Raw genomic sequence first — 23,781 nt, forward strand, 5'->3', positions numbered from 1 at the left:
CACCCTGTGCGAACGGGCCGTCCGCACCCATGACCCGTGCATCTCCCGTGCCGCCCCCGGGGTGCCCGGCCGGCCCCCACGTTCTTGGTCGCCGTGGTGCCGGCGGACGCGGGGCCGCCGACGGGCACGCACACCCTCGGACTCGGAGAATGTTTTGCCCTGGGCAAGGCTCTGGACCGGTTCCCGCGGGAACTCGTGGTGCACGCACGGAGGTGGCGGACGTGGAACACGGCACAGGTCGGAGCGAAGCCGTCCGTTCGGCGCTGCCGGACCTCGTCGACCGCGCCGCCGCCACCGTAGGAAGCGCGCACGGCCACCGTCCATGAGCGGACGGACCGGCTCCCGTCCCAGAGCCGGGGGAGCACCGGTCCGGGGCCGACCGGCGCCGGTCACCCACCCGGGCCCCGGTGACGAATTTCCCCGGGCGACCGGGCGCAGCACAAGGAGTGACCGATGGCGGACAGTGAGCAGACCGGACCCGGTGGCCCCATCCGGGTGTTCCTCCTGGACGACCACGAGGTGGTGCGGCGGGGGGTGCGCGAACTGCTGGACGACGAACCGGACATCGAGGTGGTGGGCGAGGCCGGGACCGCGCAGCAGGCGCTGGTGCGTGTCCTCGCCCTGCGTCCGGACGTGGCGGTGCTCGACGTACGGCTGGCGGACGGCGACGGTGTGAGCGTGTGCCGGGAACTGCGATCCGCTCTGCCCGAACTCGCCTGCCTGATGCTGACGTCCTTCGACGACGAGGAGGCGCTGCTGGACTCGATCATGGCAGGTGCCTCCGGGTACGTGCTGAAGCAGATCCACGGCTCCGACCTGGTCTCCGCCGTGCGCACCGTGGCCCGCGGCCAGTCGCTGCTCGATCCGAGCGCCACCACCAGACTGATGGCCCGGCTGCGCGGCGGGCCGCAGCAGGAGGAGAAGCCGGACGCGCTGCCCGGCCTGACCGGCCGGGAGCGGGAGATCCTCACCCTGATCGGGGAGGGGCTGACCAACCGGCAGATCGGACAGCGCCTCTACCTGGCCGAGAAGACGGTCAAGAACCACATCTCCCGGCTGCTCGCCAAACTCGGCGTGGAGCGGCGCATCCAGGCCGCCGTCATCGTCACGCAGGCCCGCGACCGGCAGCGGGGTGACACCCCCTGAGCAAGGCGTCGGCTTCCGCCCCCGCCAGGGGACCGGCCGCCGGCCCGGGGCGGCAGCGGGCACCGGCGGTGCGACCCGGCACGCCGGAACGCGCCGCGGTCGCTACTGTGGAAAGGACTGAACGGCTCCCACAAGGCCGCGTGAGCCTGGGGGGTGACCGATGGGAAGCTCCGAGGAGTCCGGGCGTGCGCGGGCAGCCCGCGTGCGGCTGCCGCAGCTGAGGCTGGACGAACTGCTGGACGAACTCCAGGCGCGCCTGGACGCCGCCCGGGGCACCCGGGACCGGGTGCACAGCCTGCTGGAGGCCGTGCTCTCCGTCGGCCGGGAACTGGAGCTGACGCAGGTGCTGCACCGCATCGTCGAGGCCGCCGCGGATCTGGTCGACGCCGAGTACGCGGCCCTGGGGGTGATCGGCCCCGACGGCACCCGTCTGTCGGCGTTCCACACGGTCGGGGCCGGCGAGGAGGAGATCGCCGGGATCGGTGCCTACCCGGAGGGCCACGGCATCCTGGGTGAACTGATCCGCAACCCGCAGCCGCTGCGCCTGGCCGACCTGGGCGAGCACCCGTCCTCGTACGGCTTCCCGCCCCACCACCCCGCGATGAGCACCTTCGTCGGCGTCCCGATCCGGGTGCGCGACCAGGTGTTCGGCAACCTGTACCTGACGGAGAAGCGGGGCGGGAGCGAGTTCGACGACGAGGACGAGTCGGTGCTGTCCACGCTGGCCGTGGCGGCCGGCGTGGCGATCGACAACGCGCGCCTGTACGAGGAGTCCCGGCTGCGCGAGCGCTGGCTGCGGACGAACGCGGAGATCACCCGCAGTCTCATGTCAGGGGCCGCCCAGGCCGACGTCCTGGGGTTGATCACGGAACGGGCCCGGGAGATCACCAGCTCCGCCCTGGCGGTCATGTCCGCGCCCGTGCCGGACACGGGCACCCTCACCGTCGAACTGGCCATCGGCCGGCAGGCGGAGGCGCACCGCGGTCTGGTGCTGCCCGGCGAAGGCACCCTGACCGGCCAGGCGTTCACCACCGGTGCGCCGGTGAGCAGTCCGGACGTCGCGCACGACGAACGGGTGACGGCCGGACCGCCCCGGTTCGCCGGCCTGGGACCGGCGGTGGCGGTTCCCATCGGCTCCGGTGAGCACGTCCGGGGGGTGCTCCTGCTGGCCCGTGAGGCGGGTGCCGACGACTTCTCCGCCCAGGAGCTGGAGACGCTGAAGGGCTTCGCCGCGCAGGCCGCGCTCGCCATGGAACTGGCCGAACGCCGGCAGGACGCCGAACAGATCGCCCTGCTGGAGGACCGCGACCGCATCGCCCGGGATCTGCACGACCTGGCCATCCAGCGTCTGTTCGCCACCGGGATGACGCTGCAGAGCGCGGGACGCTTCATCAGTCACGAGGGCGCCAGGGAGCGGGTCCTGCGGGCCGTCGGCGACCTGGACGAGACCATCAAGATCATCAGGTCGACGATCTTCGGACTGCACACCCACGACGACGAAGCGGCCCCCGGACTGCGGGCCCGGGCGGTGCAGGTGATCGCGGAGGCCACGCCCGTACTGGGCTTCGCGCCCAGCGTGCGGATGGAGGGGCTGCTCGACACCCACGTCCCGCAGGAGACCGCGGACCATGTGGTCGCGGTCCTGTCCGAGGCGCTGACCAACGTCGCCCGGCACGCCCACGCGGACCGCGCCGAAGCCGTACTGGAGACCGACGGCAGGACCGTACGCCTCACCGTCGTCGACAACGGCACGGGGATTGCCCCGGGCGGCCGCCGCAGCGGCCTGGCCAACCTGGACGAGCGCGCCCGGAAACTGGGCGGCGGCCTGGACATCACCACGCCCGAAGGCGGCGGGACCGCCCTGGTGTGGCACGCCCCGGTCACCGGTACGCGGGGGCCGTCCGCGAGCTGACCCGCCGGGCCACCGCAGCGGGACGTCGCTGCCCGCGCGTGCCGGGGGCGCCGGGAACCCCGCCGTACGTCCCCCTCGGCCGGGACCTCCGGCCGTTGGTGCCTACGGCGGACCGGGGTGATGCTGGGAAGCGGACCCCATGAGGGAGGGCGCGTCCATGCATGCTCGGATAGGCGATCGGCTGCTCGTGGAAAGCCCGGTCACCGGCGTCACCCGCCGGGACGGCGAGATCGTCGGCCTGCACCACGAGGACGGCACACCTCCGTACGACGTGCGCTGGTCGGACACCGGAGAGGTCACACTGCTCTTCCCCGGCCCGGACGCGCACGTCCAGCACCTGGTACGGGAACAGGCCGCGGCGAGCGGGACCGGTTCCGTCGAGCCCGAGGCACCCGCGGCCGGGAGGCCGGGCGACTTCGGCCGCCGGGCGGCGGCGGCCCGCCGACGCCGCGGGCTCAGCCTCGAGGAGGCGGCAGGCCGGGCCCGGATGTCGCCGCAGTACCTGCGCTACCTGGAACAGCGCCCGTCCGACCCGGGCACCGCGACCGTCCTGCGCCTGGCCGAGGCGCTGGACACCACACTCGCCGCTCTGCGCGGCGACGACCAGGAGCTGCCACCGGGCCAGGGGCGGGCACTCCTGCGGCCCCGGCTGACGGACCTGTCCCCGCAGGAGTGCAGGGCGCTGCTGTCCACGCACGGAGTGGGACGCATCGCGTTCACCGGCCCCCGGGGCCCCGCCGCCTTCCCGGTCAACTACGACGTGGTGGACGACGCCCTGTTCTTCCGCACCGCGGCGGCTCCGCTACGGCCGACGCCATGGGCAACGAGGTCGCGTTCGAGGTGGACCGCATCGACGAGGCCATGAGCCGTGGCTGGAGCGTGCTCGCGGTGGGCCGCGCCGAGGCCGTGGACGACCCGGCGACGACCCGGCGGCTGGGGGAGCGGGCCGCCACCGGGCCGTGGGCCGGCGGCGCACGCACGCTCTGGGTGAGAGTGGTTCCCACCCGCCTCGCGGGCCGCCGCATGACACCGGCCGACGAGTGAGGCCGGGCGGCCACCGACCCCCGGGCCGGTGCCCCTCCCGGAACGTCCACGCGACCCCCGACTGCTGCCGTGCTGACGCCGGCCGCTGCCGCGCCCGTCCCCGACTGCTGCCGCGCCGGTCCCTGACTGCTACCGCGCCGGCCCCCGGCCGCTGCCGCGTCGGCCGTCCGCCGTGAAACCGTCAGTGGGCCGTGTCGTGGTCCTGGCGGACCACGACGACCGGACAGGCCGCGTGCTGGGCGCAACGCTGGCTGACCGACCCCAGCATCGCCCGCCTGAACGCACCACGGCCACGACTGCCGACGACGAGGACCTCCGCGCCCTGCGAGGCGCGGACGAGCACCTCGGACGGGTCGCCTTCCACGAGGTGCTCGCGCAGGCCGGCGGGGCGCTGCCCGTCCGCGAAGACGTTGCCGAGTTCTTCCGCGAACCGTTCGCGGGCCTGTTCCAGATCGAATGCGGGATCGATCGCAGGTCCGGTCCAGCCGGTGTCCGACGGCGTGTCCCAGGCGTGGACCGTCTCCACGACAGCACCGACCAGCCGCGCGTACCGCACCGCCCAGCGCAGCGCCGCGTACGACGACGGCGAACCGTCCACACCCACGACCACCCGTGGTTGAGGTCCAGAGGACTGCATGGCCACCTCACTCCCCACATCCGTGTTGCCTGCCTCCACGCTGCCGGGCGGAGCGCAGCCCTGCCAGCCGGGCGCACGGAGCCTGGACGGGACGGGCACAAGGACCGGCCAGGACACCGGCGGGGGCAGCACAGGGCCGCACCCCGTCCGGCACGGGTCCGGTGGCGCACGAGCCACGGGCTGCGGGCCGTCGCCCCGGGCACGGCACCGCGTCCCCCCCGCGCCGCGAGCGGGCCGGTCGGCCGGAACCGGGGACCTGCGGCCCCTGCCCGCCCCGTGGGCCCGCAGCGCAAGCTTGAGACGAATCACCTGCAGGAGGTGAGGTCATGCCCCGTGCCGTCCCCGTCGCCGTCGGTGGGGGCTGGGAAACGATGGACCTTCCCCTGGTCGTCGGTGTGGACGGATCCGAGTCCAGCCTCCGGGCGGTCGACTGGGCGGCCGACGAAGCCGCCCTGCGCGCGGTGCCCCTGCGGGTGGTGCACGCCTGTCTGTGGGAACGCTACGAAGGCTCCGCCCTCGCGCGGGAACTGGGCAGGCCGGAGGTGCGGGATCTGGCCGAGGACATCGTCCGGGCCGGGGTCCGCCGCGCCCGCAGCCGCCAGGCCGGCCTGGCGATCAGTATGGCCGCCCTCCCCGAGGAACCCGCGTACGCCCTGGTCAGGGAGGGCAAGAACGCTTCCGCCCTGGTCGTGGGCAGCCGCGGCCGCAGCGGTGTGGTGAACCTGCTGCTGGGGTCGGTCAGCCTGTGCGTGGCCGCGCACGCCGACTGCCCGGTGTTCGTGGTGCGCGGCGGCAACGACAACCAGGCTCGCGCGGCGGTGCACGGCCGGATCGTCGTCGGTGTCGGGGACCCGTCGTCGTCGGCGGTCTTCTTCGCCGCCCAGGAGGCGGAACGGCGGGGGGTGGTGCTGGACGCCGTGCGGGCCTGGCGGTGTCCCGCGCACGAGACGATCGACCATCCGCTGCTCGCCGGTGCGCCCGAGCGCGTGTACGAGGAACGTGCCGTCGAGGCCTTGGAGGCGGCGCTGGGCGAACTGCCCACGGAAGTGAAGGTGCGGCGCCGCACCGTGGAGGGACCTGCCCACAGGGTGCTCCTGGCGGCAGCTCACGAGGCCGACCTGCTGGTGGTGGGGGCCCGCCGCCGCCCAGGGCGCATCGGCCTGCAGCTCGGGCGGGTCACCCATGCCGTCCTGCACCACGCGCCGTGCCCCGTCGCCGTGGTGCCCGAGAAGACGTGAGGCCGCGGCAACGGCGCGAGCCGCAGCGCCGCCCGGCGGCCCGCGCCGCCACCTCGCGCCCGGCGCCCACTCTCCTCGGAGTTCTTAGGGCCGAGCGGCCCGGGGGTGGCCCCCCGACAGCCCCTGCGCTCCCGCGTCCCGCCGCAGCATGCTCGAGACGTCCGGACTCCAAGCCGGTCCGGACAGTGATGGCCGTCCGTGCCGACGGGGCCGAGGAGGAACGGACATGAAGCACGACAAGATCGGTTCCGTGATGACGGACGATGTCGTCCGGGCCGAGTACGGCACTCCGTTCAAGGAGATCGCCCGCATGCTCGACGAGCACCGGATCAGCGGCCTGCCGGTCGCGGACGAGGACGAGCACGTCATCGGTGTGGTCTCGGAGACGGACCTCATGACACGGCAGGTGCTCGAACCGGGCTCGCGCGAGCCGGGGCGCTACTTCCGGGCGCTCCTGACGATGACCGCCCGGCGCCAGGCGGTCAAGGCGAAGGCCCGCACGGCGGGGCAGCTGATGACGCAGCCGCCCGTCACCGTGCACGCCGACGAGACCATCGTGGAGGCGGCTCGGACCATGGCCGAGCGGCAGGTCGAGCGGCTGCCGGTGATCGACGACGAGGACCGGCTCGTCGGCATCGTCACCCGGCGCGACCTGCTGCGCGTGTTCCTGCGCCCCGACGCGGACATCCGTGAGGAGGTCATCCGGGAGGTGATGGTGAACACCCTGGGAGTGGCCCCGCGCAGCATCGCCGTCTCGGTGACCGAGGGCGTCGTCACCCTCGGCGGCTGCCTGGCACGCAGGAGCGACACCGAGATCGCCGTGTCGATGACCCGTCAGGTCGACGGCGTGGTCGACGTCGTGGACGGACTCACCCATCGGATCGACGACGCACACGTCCACCCCGAGGACGGCAGCAGGCAGAGCGTGCTCGACGACTGGCTGCGCGGCCCCTGAAGCGCTGCCTCGCCGTCGGCCGGTCACGGCCGAGGCCGGAACCGAGGCCCGACCGGGACTCCGCGTCCGCCCGGGGCCACCGGGATGCCGACCGGAACCTCCACGGCTGTGCGTTGCGCAGGGAGGGGGCCGCACCCGCCGCCTCCACCATTCACCGCAGCCCAGGGCGGCTGGACGCGCCGACCGGGGCTGCGGCGACGGCACCGTGCGGCCCGGCCCCTTGCGTGGCCGGCCCGCGAACCCGCCGGCCCGCGTCGCACGGCGCGGTCAGCGCGTCCCCTGCAGCGCCCGCGCGCCGGCCATGGCGAGATGGGCGGTGATCCAGTCGCGGGTCAGACCCGTGACGACGTCGAGCGCGTCCGGCTCGGCGAACAGGTCGGTGGCGTCGGGCACGACCTCGACACGGTGCTCGCAGTGCATCCAGTCCGCGGCCAGGCGGTTGCAGCCCAGCCGGCGCGTGTCCAGCGCGCCGACGACGAGGAGCGTGGGAGTGTCCACCCGGGCGAGCGCGGCGGGCCCGGCCAGTTCCGGGCGGCCGCCGACGCAGACGACGGCGCGCACGCCGCCCTCGGCGGCAGCCGCCAGGGCCGCCCCCGCACCCGTGTCCGCTGCGCAGTAGCTCACCGGCAGTCCGGTTTCCCCGCGGAGCCAGGCCGCCGCGGCGTGCAGGCGCCGTGCCAGCAGCGTGATGTCGTAGAGGTTGTGCGGCGTGCGTCCCTCTTCCCCGGTGAGCGGATCGAGCAGCAGCGTTCCGAGAGCCGCCCGGTGCAGAACACCGGCGAGGTGGTCCCGGCCCGGCTCATGGCCCGGGTCGTGGCGTGGCCCCGGGCCGTCGCCGCCGAGGCTGACGACGATCACCACGCCCCGCGCCGTCGGGGGCAGGGTGAACAGGGCGGGCATCCGTACCGTGCTCGCCGGTACCTCCACCGCCCGGCCGAGCGGCGGGCGCTTGGGCGGGAGACCGGGCTCCTCCGCGGGGACCGGCCGGGCGGCCGCGGTGAGCAGGCCGGAGATCTCCGCGTCGCCGACCGGGGCGAAGTCCTCGTACCAGCCGCCGGCGGAGCCGATGTGGTGCACCGGCTGGGGGCAGACGACCTCGTCCGCCACCGCCCGCAGATGCGTGAGGGCATCCTCCTGGGCGACCGGCACGGCCAGGACCACGCGGGCCGCGCCGCGGGCCCGTGCCACCCGGCAGGCCGCCTCGGCGGCCGCGCCCGTCGCCACCGCGTCGTGCACGACCACGGCGCCGCGCGAGGCCAGGGGGATCGGCGTACGGTCCGACCGCCAGCGGCGTACCCACCGGTCAAGCTCCGCGCGCTCGGTGCGCTCCACCGACTCCTGCCGGGTGGTGCTCAGGCCGCTCTCCCGGACGATGTCCTCGTCGACGACGCGCACACCGTGTTCGCCCAGAGCGCCGAACCCCAGTTCGGGCTGCCAGGGCACGTGCAGTTTGCGTACGACGGCCAGGTCCAGTGGAGCGCCCAGGTGGCGGGCCACTTCGGACGCCACCCGGACACCGCCGCGGGGAACGCCCAGTACCACGACCTCCGAGTCGCACAGGCGGTCCAGGTGCGGGGCCAGGCGCTGTCCCGCGTCCGCGCGGTTCACGTAACGCATGTGCCGCCTCCTGATGTCCGTGACGTCGCGGCGTCCGAGTCCACCGGGCGCCTCCCCTCGCCCGGTGCTCGTCAGCCGGTCTCGTGGTCCCACTGCGGGCCGACGGTCTCCCACTCCGTGCCCCACCGGGCGTAGCGGCGCTCGTCCAGCCGCCACCGGGCCAGGGCGGCCGTGCCGTGGACCAGACCGGTCACGGCACCGGCGGCCGCCGCGCCGAAGAGGGCGGCCTGGGTGCGCGCCTCGCCCGGAGTGACCGGCGCGCGGGTCAGGGTGCCCCGGCCGTCCTGCCAGACGGTGAACGCCGAGCCGGCGGGCAGACCGGCGGGCACCGGCGTCTGCGCCGTGCGGGCGGTGCCGTCAGGAGCGGTCCAGCGCACTTCGGCCGACGCCCGGTAGGTCTCGCTCGCGGTCGAGACGGTCGGCCGGGCGTCGGTGAGCAGAACGGCCCGGACAGCGTGCCGGTCGGCACGCTGTCCGGCGAAGTCCTGCTCCACGGCTCGCGCCGTCACGGCCCAGGCGAGGGCGCCACCGGCGACGATCAGCACCCACGCCACCAGGAGGACCCACGCCTCGACCCTGTCGTCGTGGCGCCGAAGGACACTGCGGCGCCACCGCCACAGCCGCTTTCTCGTCCTGGCGCTCATCGGCCTCCACCGCCTCTCCCCGCCCTTGCGAAGGTGCCAGAGCGGGGGAGCGGCCACATGGGCCGGTCAGGTGGCATGCAAGGGGCCTACCGGACTCGTTCCCGGGGCGGACGAAGGGCCGACCGGTCCGGTGCCGCCGGGACCCCCGCTACGGCTCCGGTCAGCGGACCGGAGCCCGCACTGCCGGGCGTACGAGCCCGAGGGGCGGCAGGACGCCCGAATGGGGCCGACCCGCCCTCGCGTCCCGCCACCCCGGGTGCGACGGTGAACGCGGAATGTCTTGCCGCTGCAGGTGGCGATCCGAGGAAGAGGTGGCGGTAGGGATGGAGCTGCCCCTGGTGGTGGGTGTGGACGGATCGGGCCCGAGCCTGACGGCGGTCGACTGGGCGGTGGACGAGGCCGCCCTGCACGGCCTGCCGCTGAGACTGGTGCACGCTTCCCGCTGGGAGCGTTACGAGGGCGCTCTCCGGGCGGGCACCGAGCGCCCTTCGGACCGGGTGACGGCTCAGAACGTGGTCGGCACGGCCACGGAACGGGCCCGGCGGCGCGGTCCGGACGTGCAAGTTTCCGGGAACGTGCTCGCCGAGGACCCGGTCGACGCCCTGCTCGGAGCGGACCGCAGCGCCTTCGCCCTGGTCACGGGTTCGCGCGGGCGCGGAGAACTGAAAGGGCTGCTCCTGGGCTCGGTCGGCCTGGCCGTGGCTGCTCGGGCGCACTGTCCGGTGGTCGTGGTCCGCGGCGACCTCGCAGGTCTGTCCGGCACCCACGGACGGATCCTGCTCGGCGCCGGTGCACCCGGGGAAGGCGGTGAGGCGGTGCGCTTCGCGTTCCGCGAGGCCGAACTGCGCGGCTGCGTCCTCGACGTCGTACGAGCCTGGCGCCGGCCCCTGACCGCAACGGACGGCTCTGTGCCGGAGGAGGAATCCGTCCACCGCGACGAGGAGCGGGCCGCCGCTCTCCTGGACGAACTGTCGCGCGAGGCGAGGGCCGGCCATCCGGCGGTCCGCGTGCGCGGGGCCACGGTCGAGGGACCGGCACACGGGGTGCTCGTGGACCGTGCGGCCGCCGCCGATCTGGTGGTCGTGGGGGCGCGGCGCACGACGGGGCACGGCGGGCTCCAACTGGGCCGGACCGCCCACGCGCTGCTGCATCACGCGCCGTGCCCGGTCGCGGTCGTGCCGCACAGGGTGTGACGGCCCGGTGGCGACGGTGACCGCCGGGACGTGGGAGTACGACGGTTACGACCCGGCCCGGGAGCGACTGCGGGAGGCGCTGTGCACCCTCGGCAACGGATGTTTCGCCACCCGCGGCGCCCTGCCGGAGTGCGACGCGGACGACGTCCACTATCCGGGCACCTATGTGGCCGGCTGCTACGACCGGCTCGTCTCCCACATCGCCGGCCGGCAGGTGGAGAACGAGGATCTGGTCAACCTCCCGAACTGGCTGCCGCTGCGCTTCCGCCCGGCCGGCGCCTCCTGGCTCACCCCGGACACGGCGCTCGTGCTGGAGCACCGGCAGGTCCTGCACCTGGACACGGGCGTGCTGGAGCGCCGGACCCGCTACGGTCTCGGCGGGGCCCGGGCGCTAACCGTGCGCCAGCAGCGGGTCGTGCACATGGGCGATCCGCACCTGGCGGCCCTGCGCACCGAGTTCACGGCTGAGGGCGGGCCGGTGGAGCTGCGGGTGGAGGCGGCGATCGACGGGGGAGTCACCAACGCCGGCGTCCCCCGCTACCGGGACCTCGACGGCCGCCACCTCACCCACGTGCACACCGGCACCGCCGGGCCCGGCACGGTGTGGCTGCGCTGCCGGACCCGCACCTCCGACATCCGCGTCGGGCTGGCCGCCCGGCTGACCGGCGAGGACGGCTCCGCCGTCTGCACCCACGGCGCCACCGTCTCCGCCCGGCACGAGCATCCGCGGGCGATCCAGCAGCTGACCCTGCGCCTGGCGCCCGGCCGCCCCGCCACCGTCGACAAGACCGCGGCCCTGCACACCTCCCGTGACCCGGCCATCAGCGATCCGCTGCGCGCCGCGATCGAGCGGGTGCTCGCCGCACCGTGCTTCGGCGAACTGCTGGCGGCCCACCGGGCCGCGTGGGGCCGGCTCTGGGGCCAGGCCGGCATCGACGTCCCCGGAGAGCCGGGCCGCATCCTGCGCCTCCACCTCTTCCACGTGCTGCAGACCCTCTCCCCGCACACCGCCGACCAGGACGTGGGAGTACCGGCCCGCGGCCTGCACGGGGAGGCGTACCGCGGGCACGTCTTCTGGGACGAGTTGTTCGTCCTGCCGTTCCTGAACCTGCACCTGCCCGAGGTGTCACGCGCCCTGCTGCTGTACCGCTACCGGCGTCTGGGGCCGGCCCGCACGGCGGCGCGGGCGGTCGGCCGGCGCGGAGCGATGTACCCGTGGCAGAGCGGCAGCGACGGCCGCGAGGAGACCCAGCGGCTGCACCTCAACCCCCGGTCGGGGCGTTGGCTGCCCGACCACTCCCACCTGCAACGGCACGTCGGATCGGCCATCGCCTACAACGTGGTGCAGTACTGCGAGGCGACGGGGGACACCGGTTTCCTGCACGCTCAGGGCGCGGAGATGCTGGTGCAGATCGCCCGCTTCTGGGCGGATTCGGCACACTGGGACGCACACCTCAGCCGGCACCGCATCCGGGGGGTGGTGGGACCGGACGAGTACCACGACGCCTACCCGGACGCCGGGCGGCCCGGCCTGGACGACAACACCTACACCAACGTCACCGCCGCCTGGGTGCTCGCCCAGGCCCTGCGGATCCTGGCCTCCCTGCCCGAGCCGCGCCGCCGGGAACTGCTGGAGCGACTGGGAGTGGAGGAGGACGAGCCGGCGCGGTGGGAGGAGGTGTCCCGCACGCTGTACGTGCCCTGCCACGACGGTGTCTTCAGCCAGTTCGAGGGCTACGGCGACCTGGCCGAACTCGACTGGGCCGGCTACCGCGCACGCTACGGCGACATCCGCCGCCTGGACCGGATCCTGGAGGCCGAGGGCGACACCGTCAACCGCTACAAGGCGTCCAAACAGGCGGACGTGCTGATGCTGGGCTACCTGTTCTCGCCGGCCGAACTCCGGGAACTCCTGGGCAGGCTGGGTCACCGTCTGGAGGAGGGGGCGTGGCAGCGCTGCGTCGACTACTACCTGGCCCGCACCAGTCACGGGTCCACCCTCAGCGGGCTGGTGCACGGCTGGATCCTGGCCCGTGCCCGCCGCGCCGAGGCCTGGAGCTTCGTGCAGGAGGCCCTGCGCGGCGACATCGCCGACCTCCAGGGCGGCACCACCGGTGAGGGCGTCCACCTGGGAGCCATGGCCGGCACTCTCGACCTCGTCCAGCGGGGGCTGCCCGGTCTGGAGACCCGCGACGGTGCCATCTGGCTCGATCCCGTGCCGCTGCCGGAGCTGTCGTCCTACGGATTCCGCCTGCGCTACCGGGGGCACTGGGGCGTGCGGCTCCGCCTGGAGCACGGCCGGCTGGAGATCGCGGTACCCCCTTCCGACCGCTCCCCCATAGAAGTCCGGCTGCGGGACACGTCCGTCCGCGTCCGGCCGGGCGAGAGGCGCGGCCTTCAGCCGGGCACCGGGCCCGCCCGGCACTTCATCAGGCAGGGCCGGGAGTGACGTACGGAAGGGGCCGCCAGGTGCCGGCGCGGGACTCGACGGCCATCCGCGGACCGAGTGCGCGGGGAAGCCGACGGCGCACGGACACCACGGCCGCCGTCCCGCGCACAGACGATGTGCTTCTGGGCGGGCGACGGCCGGGGACGGTCGCCGCGGTCGTCGACGGACGGCGGCGTCCCCCTCCATGACTCATGGCGGCGGCAGGCGTGTTCGCGGGATCGGCGCCGCCGCGCCGGTCAGCTCACCGTGATCCGGTCGATGTCGGGTGCCCAGCCGGAGGCGTTGGCGAGGGTGAGTGTGTTGTCCGTGCCGCTGTCCAGGTCGAGGGCGAGGGTGACGGTGCCCGGGGTGGTCCAGCCGGCGGTGGGACTGAAGGAGACGGTCCGAGCGGTGCCGTCGCCGGCTCGGACGGTGGCCGAGCGGGCCTCCGCCGTCGCGTAGTGCAGGGTCACCTGCCGGGTGCCGCCGGTGCCGCCGTCGATGTTCCGGAAGGTGAGAGTCGCGCCGTTGCCGAGGTAGCCGACCTTGGCGCCGCCGGAGCAGCCCGCGCAGCCGGCGACCACGGCGGTGCCCGTGAGGGTGTTGCCGACGGCCTCGGCCTCGTAGGAGGCGGTGCCCGAGCCGTCGGCGCCGACGGTCATGGCGCCCAGGTCGAGCCAGCCGTCCGCGTTCTGCCCGGCGTCGGCGAACCGCAGCTTCTTGGCCTTGGAGCTGATGCTCTCCAGCGGGTTCCTGGCCTTCATGACGAGCCGGTAGCCGCCGGTGGTGACCCCGGTGAGGTCGATGTCGGCGCCGAAGTACCGGTCGTAGCCGTGGTCGAGGTAGGTGGGGTCGGAGCCCACGCCCCAGTCGGGGAAGGCACGGATCTTCTTCGGCATGACCGTGCGCAGGTCCCACGGGGTGTCCCAGGTCCTGACGACTTCGCCCGATGAGTCCTTGAGGCCGAGGCTGACCTTCCAGGGGTAGTAGAAGGGGGCCACACCGTCGTTGCCGATGCGGACGCCGACGGTGGTGGTGCCCTGTGCGGTGTCGTGGAAGTAGGCACGGTCGACGGTGAGGTCGTAGCCCATCAGCCGGACCGCCTCGCCCACCCCGGGGTCGGTGGGGGAGTAGGCGGCGCTGCCCTCGTTCATCTTCCAGGTGGTGTGCTCCAGTTCGATGCACGCCTTCATGTCGTCGACGTCACCGGAGCCGGCGGGCCAGTTGCTGAATGCCCTGGGCTGGATTTCGGGGCGGACCTCACCGCCCATGGACGCGGTGGTCCAGCGGTTCTCCACCCCTCGTTCGACGGCTCGCTGGAGCTGCGAGTACGGGGCGCCGCCCATCGACCGGGGCAGGGTGACACCGGCGAGCGGGCTGCCCTCGCGGAAGCAGAAGGAGTCGTCGTGGAAGCCGACGGACGGCAGCCCGGCAGCGGCGCCGCCCGCCGAGTCCGGGTACCGCACCTCCAGCTCGGTGCGGGGGAAGGCGTCGGTGTAGGCCCGTACGATCTCGGCGCCGTGGGCGTCGGTGGGCATGTAGTTCGGGTAGGAGTCCGCGCTGGTGTCGGTGTCGTAGGGCCAGGTGTGCCACTCGCCCCAGAGTCCGATCAGGCCCATGTGGATGAAGCCGATGCGCGGGTCGCCGTCGTAGCGGGCGCCGAACGCGGCGATGAAGTCCTTCAGTCCGTCGAGGAGATACGCGTTGTCGTAGTCGGGGCTGGTGGTCCCCCACCGGGTGTTGGTGCGGTAGTCGACGTGCCCGTCGAAGCAGTGCGGCACGGCGTCGGAGGGGTGGTTGCCCGGGTCACCGGGATACTCCATGTAGAAGCGCAACGCGGTCTGGTTGCCGTAGGAGGCACTCTCGTCGAGGGCCCGGTCCAGGACGCTCCAGTCGTAACTGCGGCAGTCCGACGGGTCGGTCATGACCTCGGACAGGCCGAAGTAGCTCCAGGTCAGTGCGTGCGGGTAGCCGGTGTTCTGGTCGGCGCCGGGCCGGTAGAAGCGGGCGAATCCCTTGAGCGGGTTGTCCAGGGGCGCGTCGGCGCGGGTGAGGACGTGGACCGGGAGGGAGGGGTCCGGGGCCGGGCCGGGCGCCGGGCGGGCGGGCACGCCCTGGGCGGCGGCCGCGGCCACGGTGGCGGCCCCGGCCGTGCCGGAGGCCCCGGCGGTGGACGGCAGGACGGCGAGGGACAGGGCGACGGCGGACGAACAGAGCGCGGACAGCAGCGATCTGCCGCGGGGGGCGAAGGTGCGCATGGTGACGGCCTCCGGAGACGGAAGGGGAATGTCGTCCCAGTGACGCTTCGTTATGCGGCAGCATTGACAAAGTTTCACTGTTGCTCATCAATATGTGTCCACGGTGCCCCACTGGCAAGAGGTGCGGCGCGAATCCCTTCGGAGGGAACCATGGGCGCGGAGACCGCAGTTGCGCCACCGCACGGGAGCGACGGACCGCCACCGCACGAGAACGCCGGACCGCCGTCGGGCCGGGCACCCCGGGCGCCGGCCCGCGGCCGCCGCCCCCATGACGACCGGAAGGCGGCGTGGCTGTTCCTGGCCCCCGTACTGGTGGGATTCGCGCTGTTCTACGCGTATCCGACGCTGCGCGGCGTGTACTACTCGCTCACCGACTACAGCCTGATCGCCGCACCGGACTTCGTCGGCGCGGACAACTACGGCCGGCTGATCGGTGACGAGCAGTTCTGGAACGCGCTGAAGGTCACCGCCTACTACGTGGTGCTCAACATCGGGTCGCAGACCGTGCTGGCACTGCTCCTGGCGACGCTCATGCACCGGCTCACCCGGTCGGTCGCGCTGCGCGCGATGCTGCTGGTGCCGTGGCTGGTGCCGAACGTCACCGTGGGCCTGCTGTGGATGTGGCTGCTCGACGCCAACCTGGGCCTGGTCAACCACGTCCTCGGCGCGCTCGGCCTCAGCACCAACGGCTTCTTCACCTCGCCGGACTGGGCGATGCCGACCGTCGCGGGCGTCAACACGTGGGCGTACACCGGCTACACGGCACTGCTGCTGTACGCCGGAATGCTCCAGGTCCCGCAGTACCTGTACGAGAGTGCCTCACTGGACGGCGCCGGGGAGTGGCGCATGTTCACCAAGGTCACCCTTCCGCTGCTGAGGCCGGTGCTGTCGCTCGTGCTGGTGGTGTCGCTCATCGGGTCCTTCCAGATCTTCGACACGATCGCGGTGACCACCAAGGGCGGCCCGGTCGGCGCCACGCAGGTCATCTACTTCTACATCTACGAACAGGCCTTCACCTACTTCCACATGGGCTACGCCTCCGCCGTCGCCGTGGTACTCGCGCTGATCCTGGGCCTGCTGACCGCCGTACAGATGCGCCTGCTGCGGGCCTCCCGCTCGGACCTGGCCTGAGAGCCGCGAACAGGAGAGGCACACCCCATGAGCCGTACTCGTACCCACACCCGCAAGAAGCTCTCACCCGGCCGGGTCGCCGCATGGGCGGTGCTCGTCGTCGCCCTGTTCCTGACCGTCTTCCCGTTCTACTGGATGGTCCGCACCGCTCTCACCCCGGCGGCCGACCTCTACACCGACTCCACCGGGATCGTCCCCCACCGTCCGACGATGGTCAACTTCCTGCGGGTGCTGGGACTCACCAGCCAGAAGGAGGCGATGGCCGCCGGAGGATCGGGCGCCCAGGTCGACTTCCTGCGCTACCTGCTCAACTCCGTCGTCTACAGCGGGCTGATCGCGGTGCTGCAGACGCTGTTCTGCGCGATGGCCGGGTACACCTTCGCCCGGCTGCGCTTCCCCGGCCGGGACCTGGTGTTCGGGGTGCTGATCGCCGCGCTGATGGTGCCGCCGATCTTCACCGTGCTGCCCAACTTCGTGCTGGTGAAGGACCTGGGCTGGCTGAACACCTTCGTCGGCATGGTCGCGCCGAGCGTGCTGATGACCCCGTTCGCGGTCTTCTTCCTGCGGCAGTTCTTCCTGTCCGTGCCCCGTGAGGTGGAGGAGGCGGCCGTCCTGGACGGGGTGGGCCCCTGGGGGCTCTTCTGGCGGGTGGTGATGCCCATGTCCCGCGGGCCGCTGCTCACCATCGGGCTCACCACCACGGTGTGGGCCTGGAAGGACTACCTGTGGCCGCTGCTGTCCGGCCGCGAGGAGCAGACCCGGGTGCTCACCGTCGCCCTCGGCGTCTTCCAGCAGCAGTCGCCCAACGCCCAGCCGGACTGGAGCGGTCTGATGGCCGGCTCCGCCCTGTCGGTACTGCCCGTCCTGGTGCTGCTGATGCTGCTCGGCCGCCGGCTGGTCGAGTCCCTCAACTTCACCGGCATGAAGTGACCGCCGCCCACCCCGCGCGTCCCGGAAAGGCCCCTTCGATGAGCCCCAGACACTCACGCGTCGGCGCGGCCCTGCTGTGCCTGACCGCCACCGCCACCCTCGTCTCCTGCGCCGGCTCCGGCACCGCGGCCGACGGGCGGACGACCCTGGACTACTGGCTGTGGGACGACCTCCAGCTGCCCGCCTACCAGGAGTGCGCGAACGCCTTCCAGCGGGCCAACCCCGGCATCACCGTGAAGATCACGCAGACCGCGTGGTCCCAGTACTGGCAGAACCTGACCACCGAACTGGTCTCCGGCCAGGCCCCCGACGTCTGGACCGACCAGAGCACCTACTATCCGACGTACGCCGCCGGCGAGCAGCTCCTCGACCTCCAGCCCTACGTCGAGCGGGACAAGGTCGACCTGTCCGTCTACCAGCCGGGCCTCACCGACATCTGGGTGAAGGACGGCAAGCGCTACGGCCTGCCGAAGGACTGGGACACCATGGCCGTCGTCTACAACACCGCCCTGCTCAAGAAGCAGGGCGTGGACACCGGCCGCCTCGACTCCCTGACCTGGAACCCCGACGACGGCGGCACCCTGGAGCAGACCATCGCCCGGGCCACCGTCGACACCCACGGCCGCAACGGCCTCGACCCCGCCTTCGACAAGAACCACGTGAAGACCTACGGCTTCCTGACCGAGTGGGCCGACGGCTCCCAGGGGCAGAACGGGTGGGGCCTGCTCGCCGCCTCCAACGGCTTCTCCTACCTCGACAAGAACCCGTGGGGCACCCACTACCGGTACGACGACCCCAAGCTCGCCGAGACCATCGCCTGGTTCAAGCGGCTCGTCGACAAAGGGTACGCACCCCGCCTGGACCAGAAGTCGAGCCTCGCCAACTCCGAACTGCTCATCGCCGGAAAGGGCGCGATGACGGTCGCGGGCTCCTTCACCGTCTCCACCTACCTCGCCCCCCGGCTGAAGGGGAAGTTCGCCTACGCCCCGCTGCCCATCGGACCGCAGGGCCGCAAGACGTCCATCAACGGCCTGTCGGACGCCATCTGGGCCGGGACCAAGCACAAGGAAGAGGCCTGGAAGTGGGTGAAGTTCCTGGCCTCCGCCGACTGCCAGGACATCGTCGCCGAGCACGGCGTCGTCTTCCCCGCGATCACAAGCTCCAGCCGCAAGGCGCTCGCCCGGCACGAGGCCAGGGGCGAGGACGTGCATGTCTTCACCGACGCCGCCGCGGCGAGGAACGGCACCTTCCTGCTGCCCGTCACCGAACGCGGCACCGAGATCGGCCCCCTCGTGCAGGACGCCATCCAGTCGGCGATCCTCGGCCGGAGCAGCCCCGAGGCCGCGCTGAGATCGGCCAACAAGAAGGTCAACGGCCTGCTCGGGTAGCCACCCCGGCACTGCCCGCCCCCACCCTCACACCAAGGAGATCCATGGCCCAGCTCGTGGAACTCGACGGGCGCACCCTCGCCGTCGAGCTCGAAGGCGACGCCCCGCCCCGGACCGTCGACGGAGGCGTGCTGCTGCCGCCCGGACGCGCCGCCGTCCTGCACGGCCTCGGTGACGCGCTGTTCTACCGGCACGGACACAACTCGTGGAGTCCGTGCGGCTGGCGCAGGCTCTCCGAGGCACCCCTGCGCATCGAGAGCGCCGAGCGCCGCCTGACCGCCGACGACACCGTGTGGGACGACCCCGCCCGCCATCACTCCTCCGCCGTCGCCGCCCTCCAGGGACCCGACGGACGCGTACTCCTGCTGGGCGCGCTCGGCCCGGACGTCCCGCGCCTGACCGCCGACCGGGACACCCTCGCCGGCTGGTACGAGCGCGATGGGGCGCCCTGGTTCCTCGCCCACGGCGAGGAGCAGGAGGTGTTCGCCGCCTACGCCCGGCACCTCGGGGAGCGGCTGGGGCACAGCCGCAAGCGCGCGGGCAACGTGTGGTGCAGCTGGTACGCGTACTACGAGAACATCACCGAGGAGCAGCTCACCAAAGACATCGCCGCCCTGCGCGGCCTGCCCTTCGACGTCGTCCAGATCGACGACGGCTGGGAGCGCGCGGTGGGCGACTGGGAGGCCAACGGCAAGTTCCCCTCCGGCATGCGGGCGCTGGCCGACCGGATCACGGACGCCGGGCTGCGGCCCGGCCTGTGGATCGCCCCGTTCATCGTGCTGCCCGGCTCCCGCACCGCGCGGGAGCGGCCCGGACTGCTGCTGCGCGACGCCGCCGGCGAGCCGGTGGTGGCCGGCCACAACTGGGGCACCGGCTACTTCGCCCTCGACCTCACCCTGCCCGCGGCCCAGCACCATCTGCGGGAGACGATCCACCGGGTCAGCCGGGAGTGGGGGTACACCTACCTCAAACTCGACTTCGTCGGCGCCGGCGCGGCACCCGGCGTCCGGTCCCAGGACACCGGGCGCGAAGCGGCCTACCGGACCGGCCTGGAGATCATCCGGGAGGCGACGGGACCGGACGCCTACCTGCTCGGCAGCGGCGCCCCGCTGCTGCCCTCCCTGGGACTGGTCGACGGCATCCGCAGCGGCCCGGACGTCGCCCCCCTGTGGGAGCACTACGCCACCCGGGACCCCTCGGACGCCCTCGCCCGCAACGCCGTCGTCAACACCCTGCACCGGCTGTGGCAGTCGCCGCTGCTGGAGGTCGACCCGGACGTCGTGTACTTCCGCAGCCGCCTCAACCTGCTGACCGAGCAGCAACAGGGCCTGCTGCGGGACCTGGCGGACATCTGCGGGTTCCGGGCGGTGTCCGACCCTCCGGGATGGCTGCGCCCCGACGAACTGGAGGCGATGACGGCCTACTTGACCACCCGCCCCGAGGTGCGCAGACTCGGCCGCTACCGGTTCGCGCTCGACGGGCGGGAGGTGGACTTCACCGCGGCCGTGACGCCGGAGTCGGAGCAGCGGTATCCGATCGCGTGACGCCGGACGCGGACACGGCGACCGCCGCCTATTAGTAAACTGCTCAGCATTATCCGGCGATGGTCACGGCAACACCTCCAGGGAGCACCAGCATGGCGACGACCGGAACGGACATGTCCCGGATGCGCGAGATGAACCAGCTGTCGATCGTGAGCGCCCTGCGCGGCAACCCGCCCTCGACGGTCACCGAACTGGCCGGCCGGGCCGGGCTGTCCCGTCCCGCCGTGGACGTCCTGGTGCAGGGCCTGGTCGCCGACGGGTGGGCGGAGGTCGAGGAGCCCCGGTCCAGCAGCGTGGTGGGGCGGCCGGCCCGCCGTTACCGGTTCCGCGCCACCGCGGGCCACGTGCTCGGCATCGACATCGGCGTGCACAAGATCCTCGTCGTCCTGAGCGACCTGGAGGGCCGGCTGGTGCGGACCGTGCGCCGCCCGGCCGATCCCGGGGCGGCGCCCAAGGCCCGGCTGGCCGCGGTCGACCGCGTCATCGACGAGGTGCTGCGCGGCGCGGGCATGGCCCCCGCCGACATCTGGGCCGTGAGCGTCGGCGTGACCGGTCCCGTCGACGGCAGCGGCAGGACCTCGCTGTCCAGCCCGCTGCCCGGCTGGAGCGAGGCCGACCCGGCCGCCCACCTCGCGGCCCGGTTCTCCTGCCCCGTGCAGGTGGAGAACGACTGCAAGCTCGCAGCCGTCGCCGAACGCTGGAGGGGCGTCGCGCAGGACGCCGACGACATCGTCTACCTCCTCGCCGGTCTGCGCACCGGCGCCGGCCTCATCCTGGACGGCACCCTGCGCCGCGGTCACGGCGGCGCCGCGGGAGAGATCGGCGCCCTCAAGGCCGTACGGTGGCTCAGCGCGCCGAACCACCTCCAGTCCTGCCCCGGGGTGCCGGCGACGGCCGCGTCGGGCGAGGCAGCGGCCTGGGTGTTCCAGGCGGCCCGGGACGGCGACCGCAACGCGCGCACGGCCGTCCGGCGCTACACCCGCGACCTCGCGGTCGGGGTCGCCGCCCTCGTACTCGCCCTGGATCCCCAGGTCGTCGTGTACGGCGGCGGGTTCTCCCGGTCCGCCGACGTCGTCCTCGACCCCCTGCGCCGCGAACTCACCAAGCACTGTCTGCGGCTGCCGGAGCTGCGCGCCTCCACCCTCGGGGACGAGAGCGTGGCCCTGGGGGCGGTGCGGCTGGCCCTGGACGAGGTCGACAGGCGGCTGCTGAGCGACGCACTGGCGGCGCCGACCGCGCCGCGCCGGTAGAAGCGGGGCCCGGGCGAGCCGGCGCCCGTACGTGTCACATGAACAGCGAAGAAGGGACACCCCAGTGAGCACCCGTGACCGGACAGCGACACCGAAGCTGCGCGTCGGCGTGGTCGGCGTCGGCCAGCGCGCGGACATGGCCACGCTGGTGAACCGTTCGGACACCGCCCGGATCGTGTCCTGCGCCGATCCGGACCCCAGGGGCCAGGCGGACGCCAGGCGCCTGTTCGGCGCCCAGGTCGCGGTGCACGACCGGTACGAGCGGATGCTCGACGACGAACTGGACGCCGTGTTCGTCCTCACCCCCGACCATCTGCACACCCGGCCCGCGCTGTTCTTCCTCGCCGCGGGCGTGGCGGTGTTCGTGGAGAAGCCGCTGACCATCACCGTCGCCGACTGCGACGCGCTGCTCCAGGCCGCGTTCCGCTCCCGCACCCGGCTCTACGTCGGTCACAACCTGCGCCACCTGCCGATGCTACGGCGGATGCGCGCCCTGATCGACGACGGCGCGATCGGCCGGGTCCGCGCGGTGTGGTGCCGTCACTTCGTCGGCCACGGCGGAGACTTCTACTTCAAGGACTGGCACGCGCAGCGCTCCCACACCACCGGCCTGCTCCTGCAGAAGGGCGCCCACGACCTCGACGCCATCCACTGGCTCGCCGGGGGCTACTCCCGCAACGTCGTCGCCCAGGGCGCCCTCGCCGTCTACGGCGACAACCCGCGCCGCGCCACGCACGAGACCGTACCGCCCGGCCGGCGCATGCCCGACTGGTTCGACCCGGACATCTGGCCGCCGTCCGCCCTGCGCGACCTCAACCCCGTCGTCGACGTCGAGGACATCAGCATGATGCTGGCCCGGCTGGACAACGGCGTGCTCGCCAGCTACCAGCAGTGCCACTTCACGCCCGACTACTGGCGCAACTACACGGTCATCGGGGACGAGGGCCGCCTGGAGAACTTCGGTGACGGCATCGACGGCGACCCGGCGCGGGTCGACGTGTGGAACCGGCGCCGCTCCGGCTACCGCGCCGACGCCGACCTCTCCGTCCCGGTCGTGGCGCCGGCCGAGGAAACGCACGGCGGCGCGGACCGGGCGCTCGTCGAGGAGTTCCTGCGCTTCGCCGCCGTCGGAGGCCCCACGGAGACCTCGCCCGTGGCCGCCCGCGAGGCGGTCGCCGCCGCGGTCGCCGCGACGACCTCGCTGCGGTCCGACGGCACACCGGTCGACGTCCCCGCACTCGACCCGGCGATCGTCCGCTATTTCGACGAGCACCAGCCCACCGAGGAGTCGGCCAGCACGGTCTGAACCGTCGGCGCACGACGCGCTCCTCGGTGCCGGCGCTCCACGAGGCTTCCGGCGCCGGCTGCGGCGGTGCGTCCCGTGACAGTCCGCAGCACCCCCCCAGGCACGGGCGTCGGGGAGGGGCAGGCGCGCAAGGGCACGGTCGACGACACCGCCGCAGGGCTTGGGCGCGGTGCCTTCCGTGGGCGATCCCGGCGCAAGGCCACTGTCGAGGAACGGCGTTTCAGTCGCGCGAGCGTCTCGGAGCTGTCGGAGGTCCCGCCAGTGTCCAGGAGGCCAGCAGGCTCAGCGCCTGGGCGGACGCCGACCGGGGTTCGGCGGTGTAGAGGAACAGAGTGGTCTCGCCGTCACCGGGAAGCGAGAGCGTTTCGTACTCCACGGTGAGTTCACCGACCAGGGGGTGCCGAAGCCGCTTGGAACCATGCGTGCGCTGGTGCACGCGGTGCTGCTGCCACCAGCGGTCGAAGTCGTCGCTCCGTTCTCTCAGCTCGGTGACCAGCGCCTGCGTGGCCTGCCGGTCCGATTCGCGGACCGCGTCCAGACGCAGGTTCTCCACCGCGGCGCGGGCCTGGACGTCCCAGTCGACGAACAGGTCGCGCGCGTCCTGATCGAGGAAGAGCCAGCGGGTGTAGTTGCGCTCTGTGGCCGGCATGGCGTCGAAGTCCGCGAACAGGGCTCTGGCCATCTGGTTGGCACCCAGGACAGCGGACTGGCGCCCCAGGATCAGGGCGGGAACAGCGGAGTCCAGACAGTCCAGCAGCCGGTGGAGCCCCGGGCGCAGACGCTGGACGGCGGGCGTGCGCGACGGGCGGCGGCTGGTGGTGATGCCGACGAGATCCTTGAGGTGGGCAAGACCTGCCTCGTCCAGTCCCAGCGCGTGCCCGACAGCTTCGACCACGGCGGGGGACGGGTTGATGGAGCGGCCCTGTTCAAGGCGGGCGTAGTAATCAGCGGACACGCCCGCCAGGCGGGCGACCTCCTCCCGCCGGAGTCCGGGCACGCGCCGGACGCGGTCGTCCGGCGGCAGCCCTGCCTGCCCGGGATCGCACTGGGCGCGGGAACGCTTGAGGAAATCCGCGAGCTCGCGGTTGACGGAGGCCATGGGAACAGTCTGTCCCGCGAAGAACGACGGCGGCCTCTCCAAGGAAGGTCTGTCAGTCCTA

17 protein-coding genes and 1 pseudogene are annotated in these 23,781 nt (G+C 73.1%); 13 read left to right on the plus strand and 5 right to left on the minus strand.

Annotated features, from left to right (window positions below):
• Positions 1-453: 453 nt before the first annotated feature.
• The 3 genes and pseudogenes from ABZ719_RS26365 to ABZ719_RS26375 all read left to right on the plus strand — a co-directional run bounded on the left by ABZ719_RS26365 (position 454) and on the right by ABZ719_RS26375 (position 4,102).
• On the plus strand, positions 454-1,146 hold the full coding sequence (locus ABZ719_RS26365; RefSeq protein ID WP_366727644.1) for a response regulator transcription factor: 693 nt from the start codon (positions 454-456) through the stop codon (positions 1,144-1,146).
• Positions 1,147-1,306: 160 nt separating this feature from the next.
• Positions 1,307-3,058: a GAF domain-containing sensor histidine kinase gene (locus tag ABZ719_RS26370; RefSeq protein WP_366727645.1), complete on the plus strand. Its 1,752-nt coding sequence runs from the start codon at positions 1,307-1,309 to the stop codon at positions 3,056-3,058.
• A gap of 157 nt (positions 3,059-3,215) precedes the next feature.
• A pseudogene (locus ABZ719_RS26375) lies at positions 3,216-4,102 on the plus strand (pyridoxamine 5'-phosphate oxidase family protein).
• A gap of 181 nt (positions 4,103-4,283) precedes the next feature.
• On the opposite strand, the gene ABZ719_RS26380 reads toward ABZ719_RS26375, so the two are convergent.
• Positions 4,284-4,739: a universal stress protein gene (locus ABZ719_RS26380; protein WP_366727646.1), complete on the minus strand. Its 456-nt coding sequence runs from the start codon at positions 4,737-4,739 to the stop codon at positions 4,284-4,286.
• A 371-nt stretch (positions 4,740-5,110) separates the two neighbouring features.
• Between ABZ719_RS26380 and ABZ719_RS26385 the strand changes: the two genes are divergently transcribed.
• Positions 5,111-5,977: a universal stress protein gene (locus ABZ719_RS26385; RefSeq protein ID WP_366727694.1), complete on the plus strand. Its 867-nt coding sequence runs from the start codon at positions 5,111-5,113 to the stop codon at positions 5,975-5,977.
• 226 nt (positions 5,978-6,203) lie between these two features.
• Positions 6,204-6,932 (plus strand): CBS domain-containing protein, encoded by a 729-nt coding sequence (locus tag ABZ719_RS26390; RefSeq protein ID WP_366727647.1) that lies wholly within the window; start codon positions 6,204-6,206, stop codon positions 6,930-6,932.
• Positions 6,933-7,199: 267 nt separating this feature from the next.
• Here ABZ719_RS26390 and ABZ719_RS26395 read toward each other — a convergent pair whose 3' ends face one another.
• A complete protein-coding gene (locus ABZ719_RS26395; RefSeq protein ID WP_366727648.1) occupies positions 7,200-8,549 on the minus strand; it encodes a phosphoribosyltransferase family protein in 1,350 nt (449 codons plus the stop codon).
• Between the two features lie 71 nt (positions 8,550-8,620).
• Complete coding sequence (locus ABZ719_RS26400) at positions 8,621-9,193, minus strand: hypothetical protein (protein WP_366727649.1); 573 nt, start codon at positions 9,191-9,193, stop codon at positions 8,621-8,623.
• Positions 9,194-9,516: 323 nt separating this feature from the next.
• Between ABZ719_RS26400 and ABZ719_RS26405 the strand changes: the two genes are divergently transcribed.
• On the plus strand, positions 9,517-10,386 hold the full coding sequence (locus ABZ719_RS26405) for a universal stress protein (protein WP_366727650.1): 870 nt from the start codon (positions 9,517-9,519) through the stop codon (positions 10,384-10,386).
• Between the two features lie 16 nt (positions 10,387-10,402).
• Positions 10,403-12,835 (plus strand): glycosyl hydrolase family 65 protein, encoded by a 2,433-nt coding sequence (locus ABZ719_RS26410; RefSeq protein ID WP_366727695.1) that lies wholly within the window; start codon positions 10,403-10,405, stop codon positions 12,833-12,835.
• Positions 12,836-13,071: 236 nt separating this feature from the next.
• Here ABZ719_RS26410 and ABZ719_RS26415 read toward each other — a convergent pair whose 3' ends face one another.
• A complete protein-coding gene (locus tag ABZ719_RS26415; protein ID WP_366727651.1) occupies positions 13,072-15,072 on the minus strand; it encodes a carbohydrate-binding protein in 2,001 nt (666 codons plus the stop codon).
• A 150-nt stretch (positions 15,073-15,222) separates the two neighbouring features.
• On the opposite strand from ABZ719_RS26415, the gene ABZ719_RS26420 reads away from it, so the two are divergent.
• The 6 genes from ABZ719_RS26420 (at position 15,223) to ABZ719_RS26445 (ending at position 22,621) form a co-directional block, all read left to right on the plus strand.
• Positions 15,223-16,203, plus strand: a complete 981-nt coding sequence (locus tag ABZ719_RS26420; protein WP_366727652.1) for a sugar ABC transporter permease — start codon at positions 15,223-15,225, stop codon at positions 16,201-16,203.
• A gap of 27 nt (positions 16,204-16,230) precedes the next feature.
• Entirely contained in the window at positions 16,231-17,133 is a 903-nt protein-coding gene (locus ABZ719_RS26425; RefSeq protein ID WP_366727653.1) for a carbohydrate ABC transporter permease, read from the plus strand.
• A gap of 38 nt (positions 17,134-17,171) precedes the next feature.
• Positions 17,172-18,521 (plus strand): sugar ABC transporter substrate-binding protein, encoded by a 1,350-nt coding sequence (locus ABZ719_RS26430; RefSeq protein ID WP_366727654.1) that lies wholly within the window; start codon positions 17,172-17,174, stop codon positions 18,519-18,521.
• Between the two features lie 44 nt (positions 18,522-18,565).
• Positions 18,566-20,065: a glycoside hydrolase family 36 protein gene (locus ABZ719_RS26435; protein WP_366727655.1), complete on the plus strand. Its 1,500-nt coding sequence runs from the start codon at positions 18,566-18,568 to the stop codon at positions 20,063-20,065.
• A 92-nt stretch (positions 20,066-20,157) separates the two neighbouring features.
• Positions 20,158-21,315: an ROK family transcriptional regulator gene (locus tag ABZ719_RS26440; RefSeq protein WP_366727656.1), complete on the plus strand. Its 1,158-nt coding sequence runs from the start codon at positions 20,158-20,160 to the stop codon at positions 21,313-21,315.
• A gap of 64 nt (positions 21,316-21,379) precedes the next feature.
• On the plus strand, positions 21,380-22,621 hold the full coding sequence (locus ABZ719_RS26445; RefSeq protein ID WP_366727657.1) for a Gfo/Idh/MocA family oxidoreductase: 1,242 nt from the start codon (positions 21,380-21,382) through the stop codon (positions 22,619-22,621).
• Between the two features lie 220 nt (positions 22,622-22,841).
• Here the strand turns inward: ABZ719_RS26445 and ABZ719_RS26450 are convergent, their stop codons facing one another.
• On the minus strand, positions 22,842-23,720 hold the full coding sequence (locus ABZ719_RS26450) for a helix-turn-helix transcriptional regulator (RefSeq protein WP_366727658.1): 879 nt from the start codon (positions 23,718-23,720) through the stop codon (positions 22,842-22,844).
• Between the last annotated feature and the right edge of the window lie 61 nt (positions 23,721-23,781).

Origin of the sequence: Streptomyces sp. NPDC006743 (assembly GCF_040703815.1) — a bacterium.
GTDB lineage: Bacteria > Actinomycetota > Actinomycetes > Streptomycetales > Streptomycetaceae > Streptomyces.

What these genes read in the sequence shown, in the direction of transcription:
- ABZ719_RS26365 (WP_366727644.1), top strand. Translation starts at nt 454, where the DNA reads ATGGCGGACAGTGAGCAGACCGGACCCGGTGGCCCCATCCGGGTGTTC.
- ABZ719_RS26370 (WP_366727645.1), top strand. Translation starts at nt 1,307, where the DNA reads ATGGGAAGCTCCGAGGAGTCCGGGCGTGCGCGGGCAGCCCGCGTGCGG.
- ABZ719_RS26380 (WP_366727646.1), bottom strand. Translation starts at nt 4,739, where the DNA reads ATGCAGTCCTCTGGACCTCAACCACGGGTGGTCGTGGGTGTGGACGGT.
- ABZ719_RS26385 (WP_366727694.1), top strand. Translation starts at nt 5,111, where the DNA reads ATGGACCTTCCCCTGGTCGTCGGTGTGGACGGATCCGAGTCCAGCCTC.
- ABZ719_RS26390 (WP_366727647.1), top strand. Translation starts at nt 6,204, where the DNA reads ATGAAGCACGACAAGATCGGTTCCGTGATGACGGACGATGTCGTCCGG.
- ABZ719_RS26395 (WP_366727648.1), bottom strand. Translation starts at nt 8,549, where the DNA reads ATGCGTTACGTGAACCGCGCGGACGCGGGACAGCGCCTGGCCCCGCAC.
- ABZ719_RS26400 (WP_366727649.1), bottom strand. Translation starts at nt 9,193, where the DNA reads ATGAGCGCCAGGACGAGAAAGCGGCTGTGGCGGTGGCGCCGCAGTGTC.
- ABZ719_RS26405 (WP_366727650.1), top strand. Translation starts at nt 9,517, where the DNA reads ATGGAGCTGCCCCTGGTGGTGGGTGTGGACGGATCGGGCCCGAGCCTG.
- ABZ719_RS26415 (WP_366727651.1), bottom strand. Translation starts at nt 15,072, where the DNA reads ATGCGCACCTTCGCCCCCCGCGGCAGATCGCTGCTGTCCGCGCTCTGT.
- ABZ719_RS26420 (WP_366727652.1), top strand. Translation starts at nt 15,223, where the DNA reads ATGGGCGCGGAGACCGCAGTTGCGCCACCGCACGGGAGCGACGGACCG.
- ABZ719_RS26425 (WP_366727653.1), top strand. Translation starts at nt 16,231, where the DNA reads ATGAGCCGTACTCGTACCCACACCCGCAAGAAGCTCTCACCCGGCCGG.
- ABZ719_RS26430 (WP_366727654.1), top strand. Translation starts at nt 17,172, where the DNA reads ATGAGCCCCAGACACTCACGCGTCGGCGCGGCCCTGCTGTGCCTGACC.
- ABZ719_RS26435 (WP_366727655.1), top strand. Translation starts at nt 18,566, where the DNA reads ATGGCCCAGCTCGTGGAACTCGACGGGCGCACCCTCGCCGTCGAGCTC.
- ABZ719_RS26440 (WP_366727656.1), top strand. Translation starts at nt 20,158, where the DNA reads ATGGCGACGACCGGAACGGACATGTCCCGGATGCGCGAGATGAACCAG.
- ABZ719_RS26450 (WP_366727658.1), bottom strand. Translation starts at nt 23,720, where the DNA reads ATGGCCTCCGTCAACCGCGAGCTCGCGGATTTCCTCAAGCGTTCCCGC.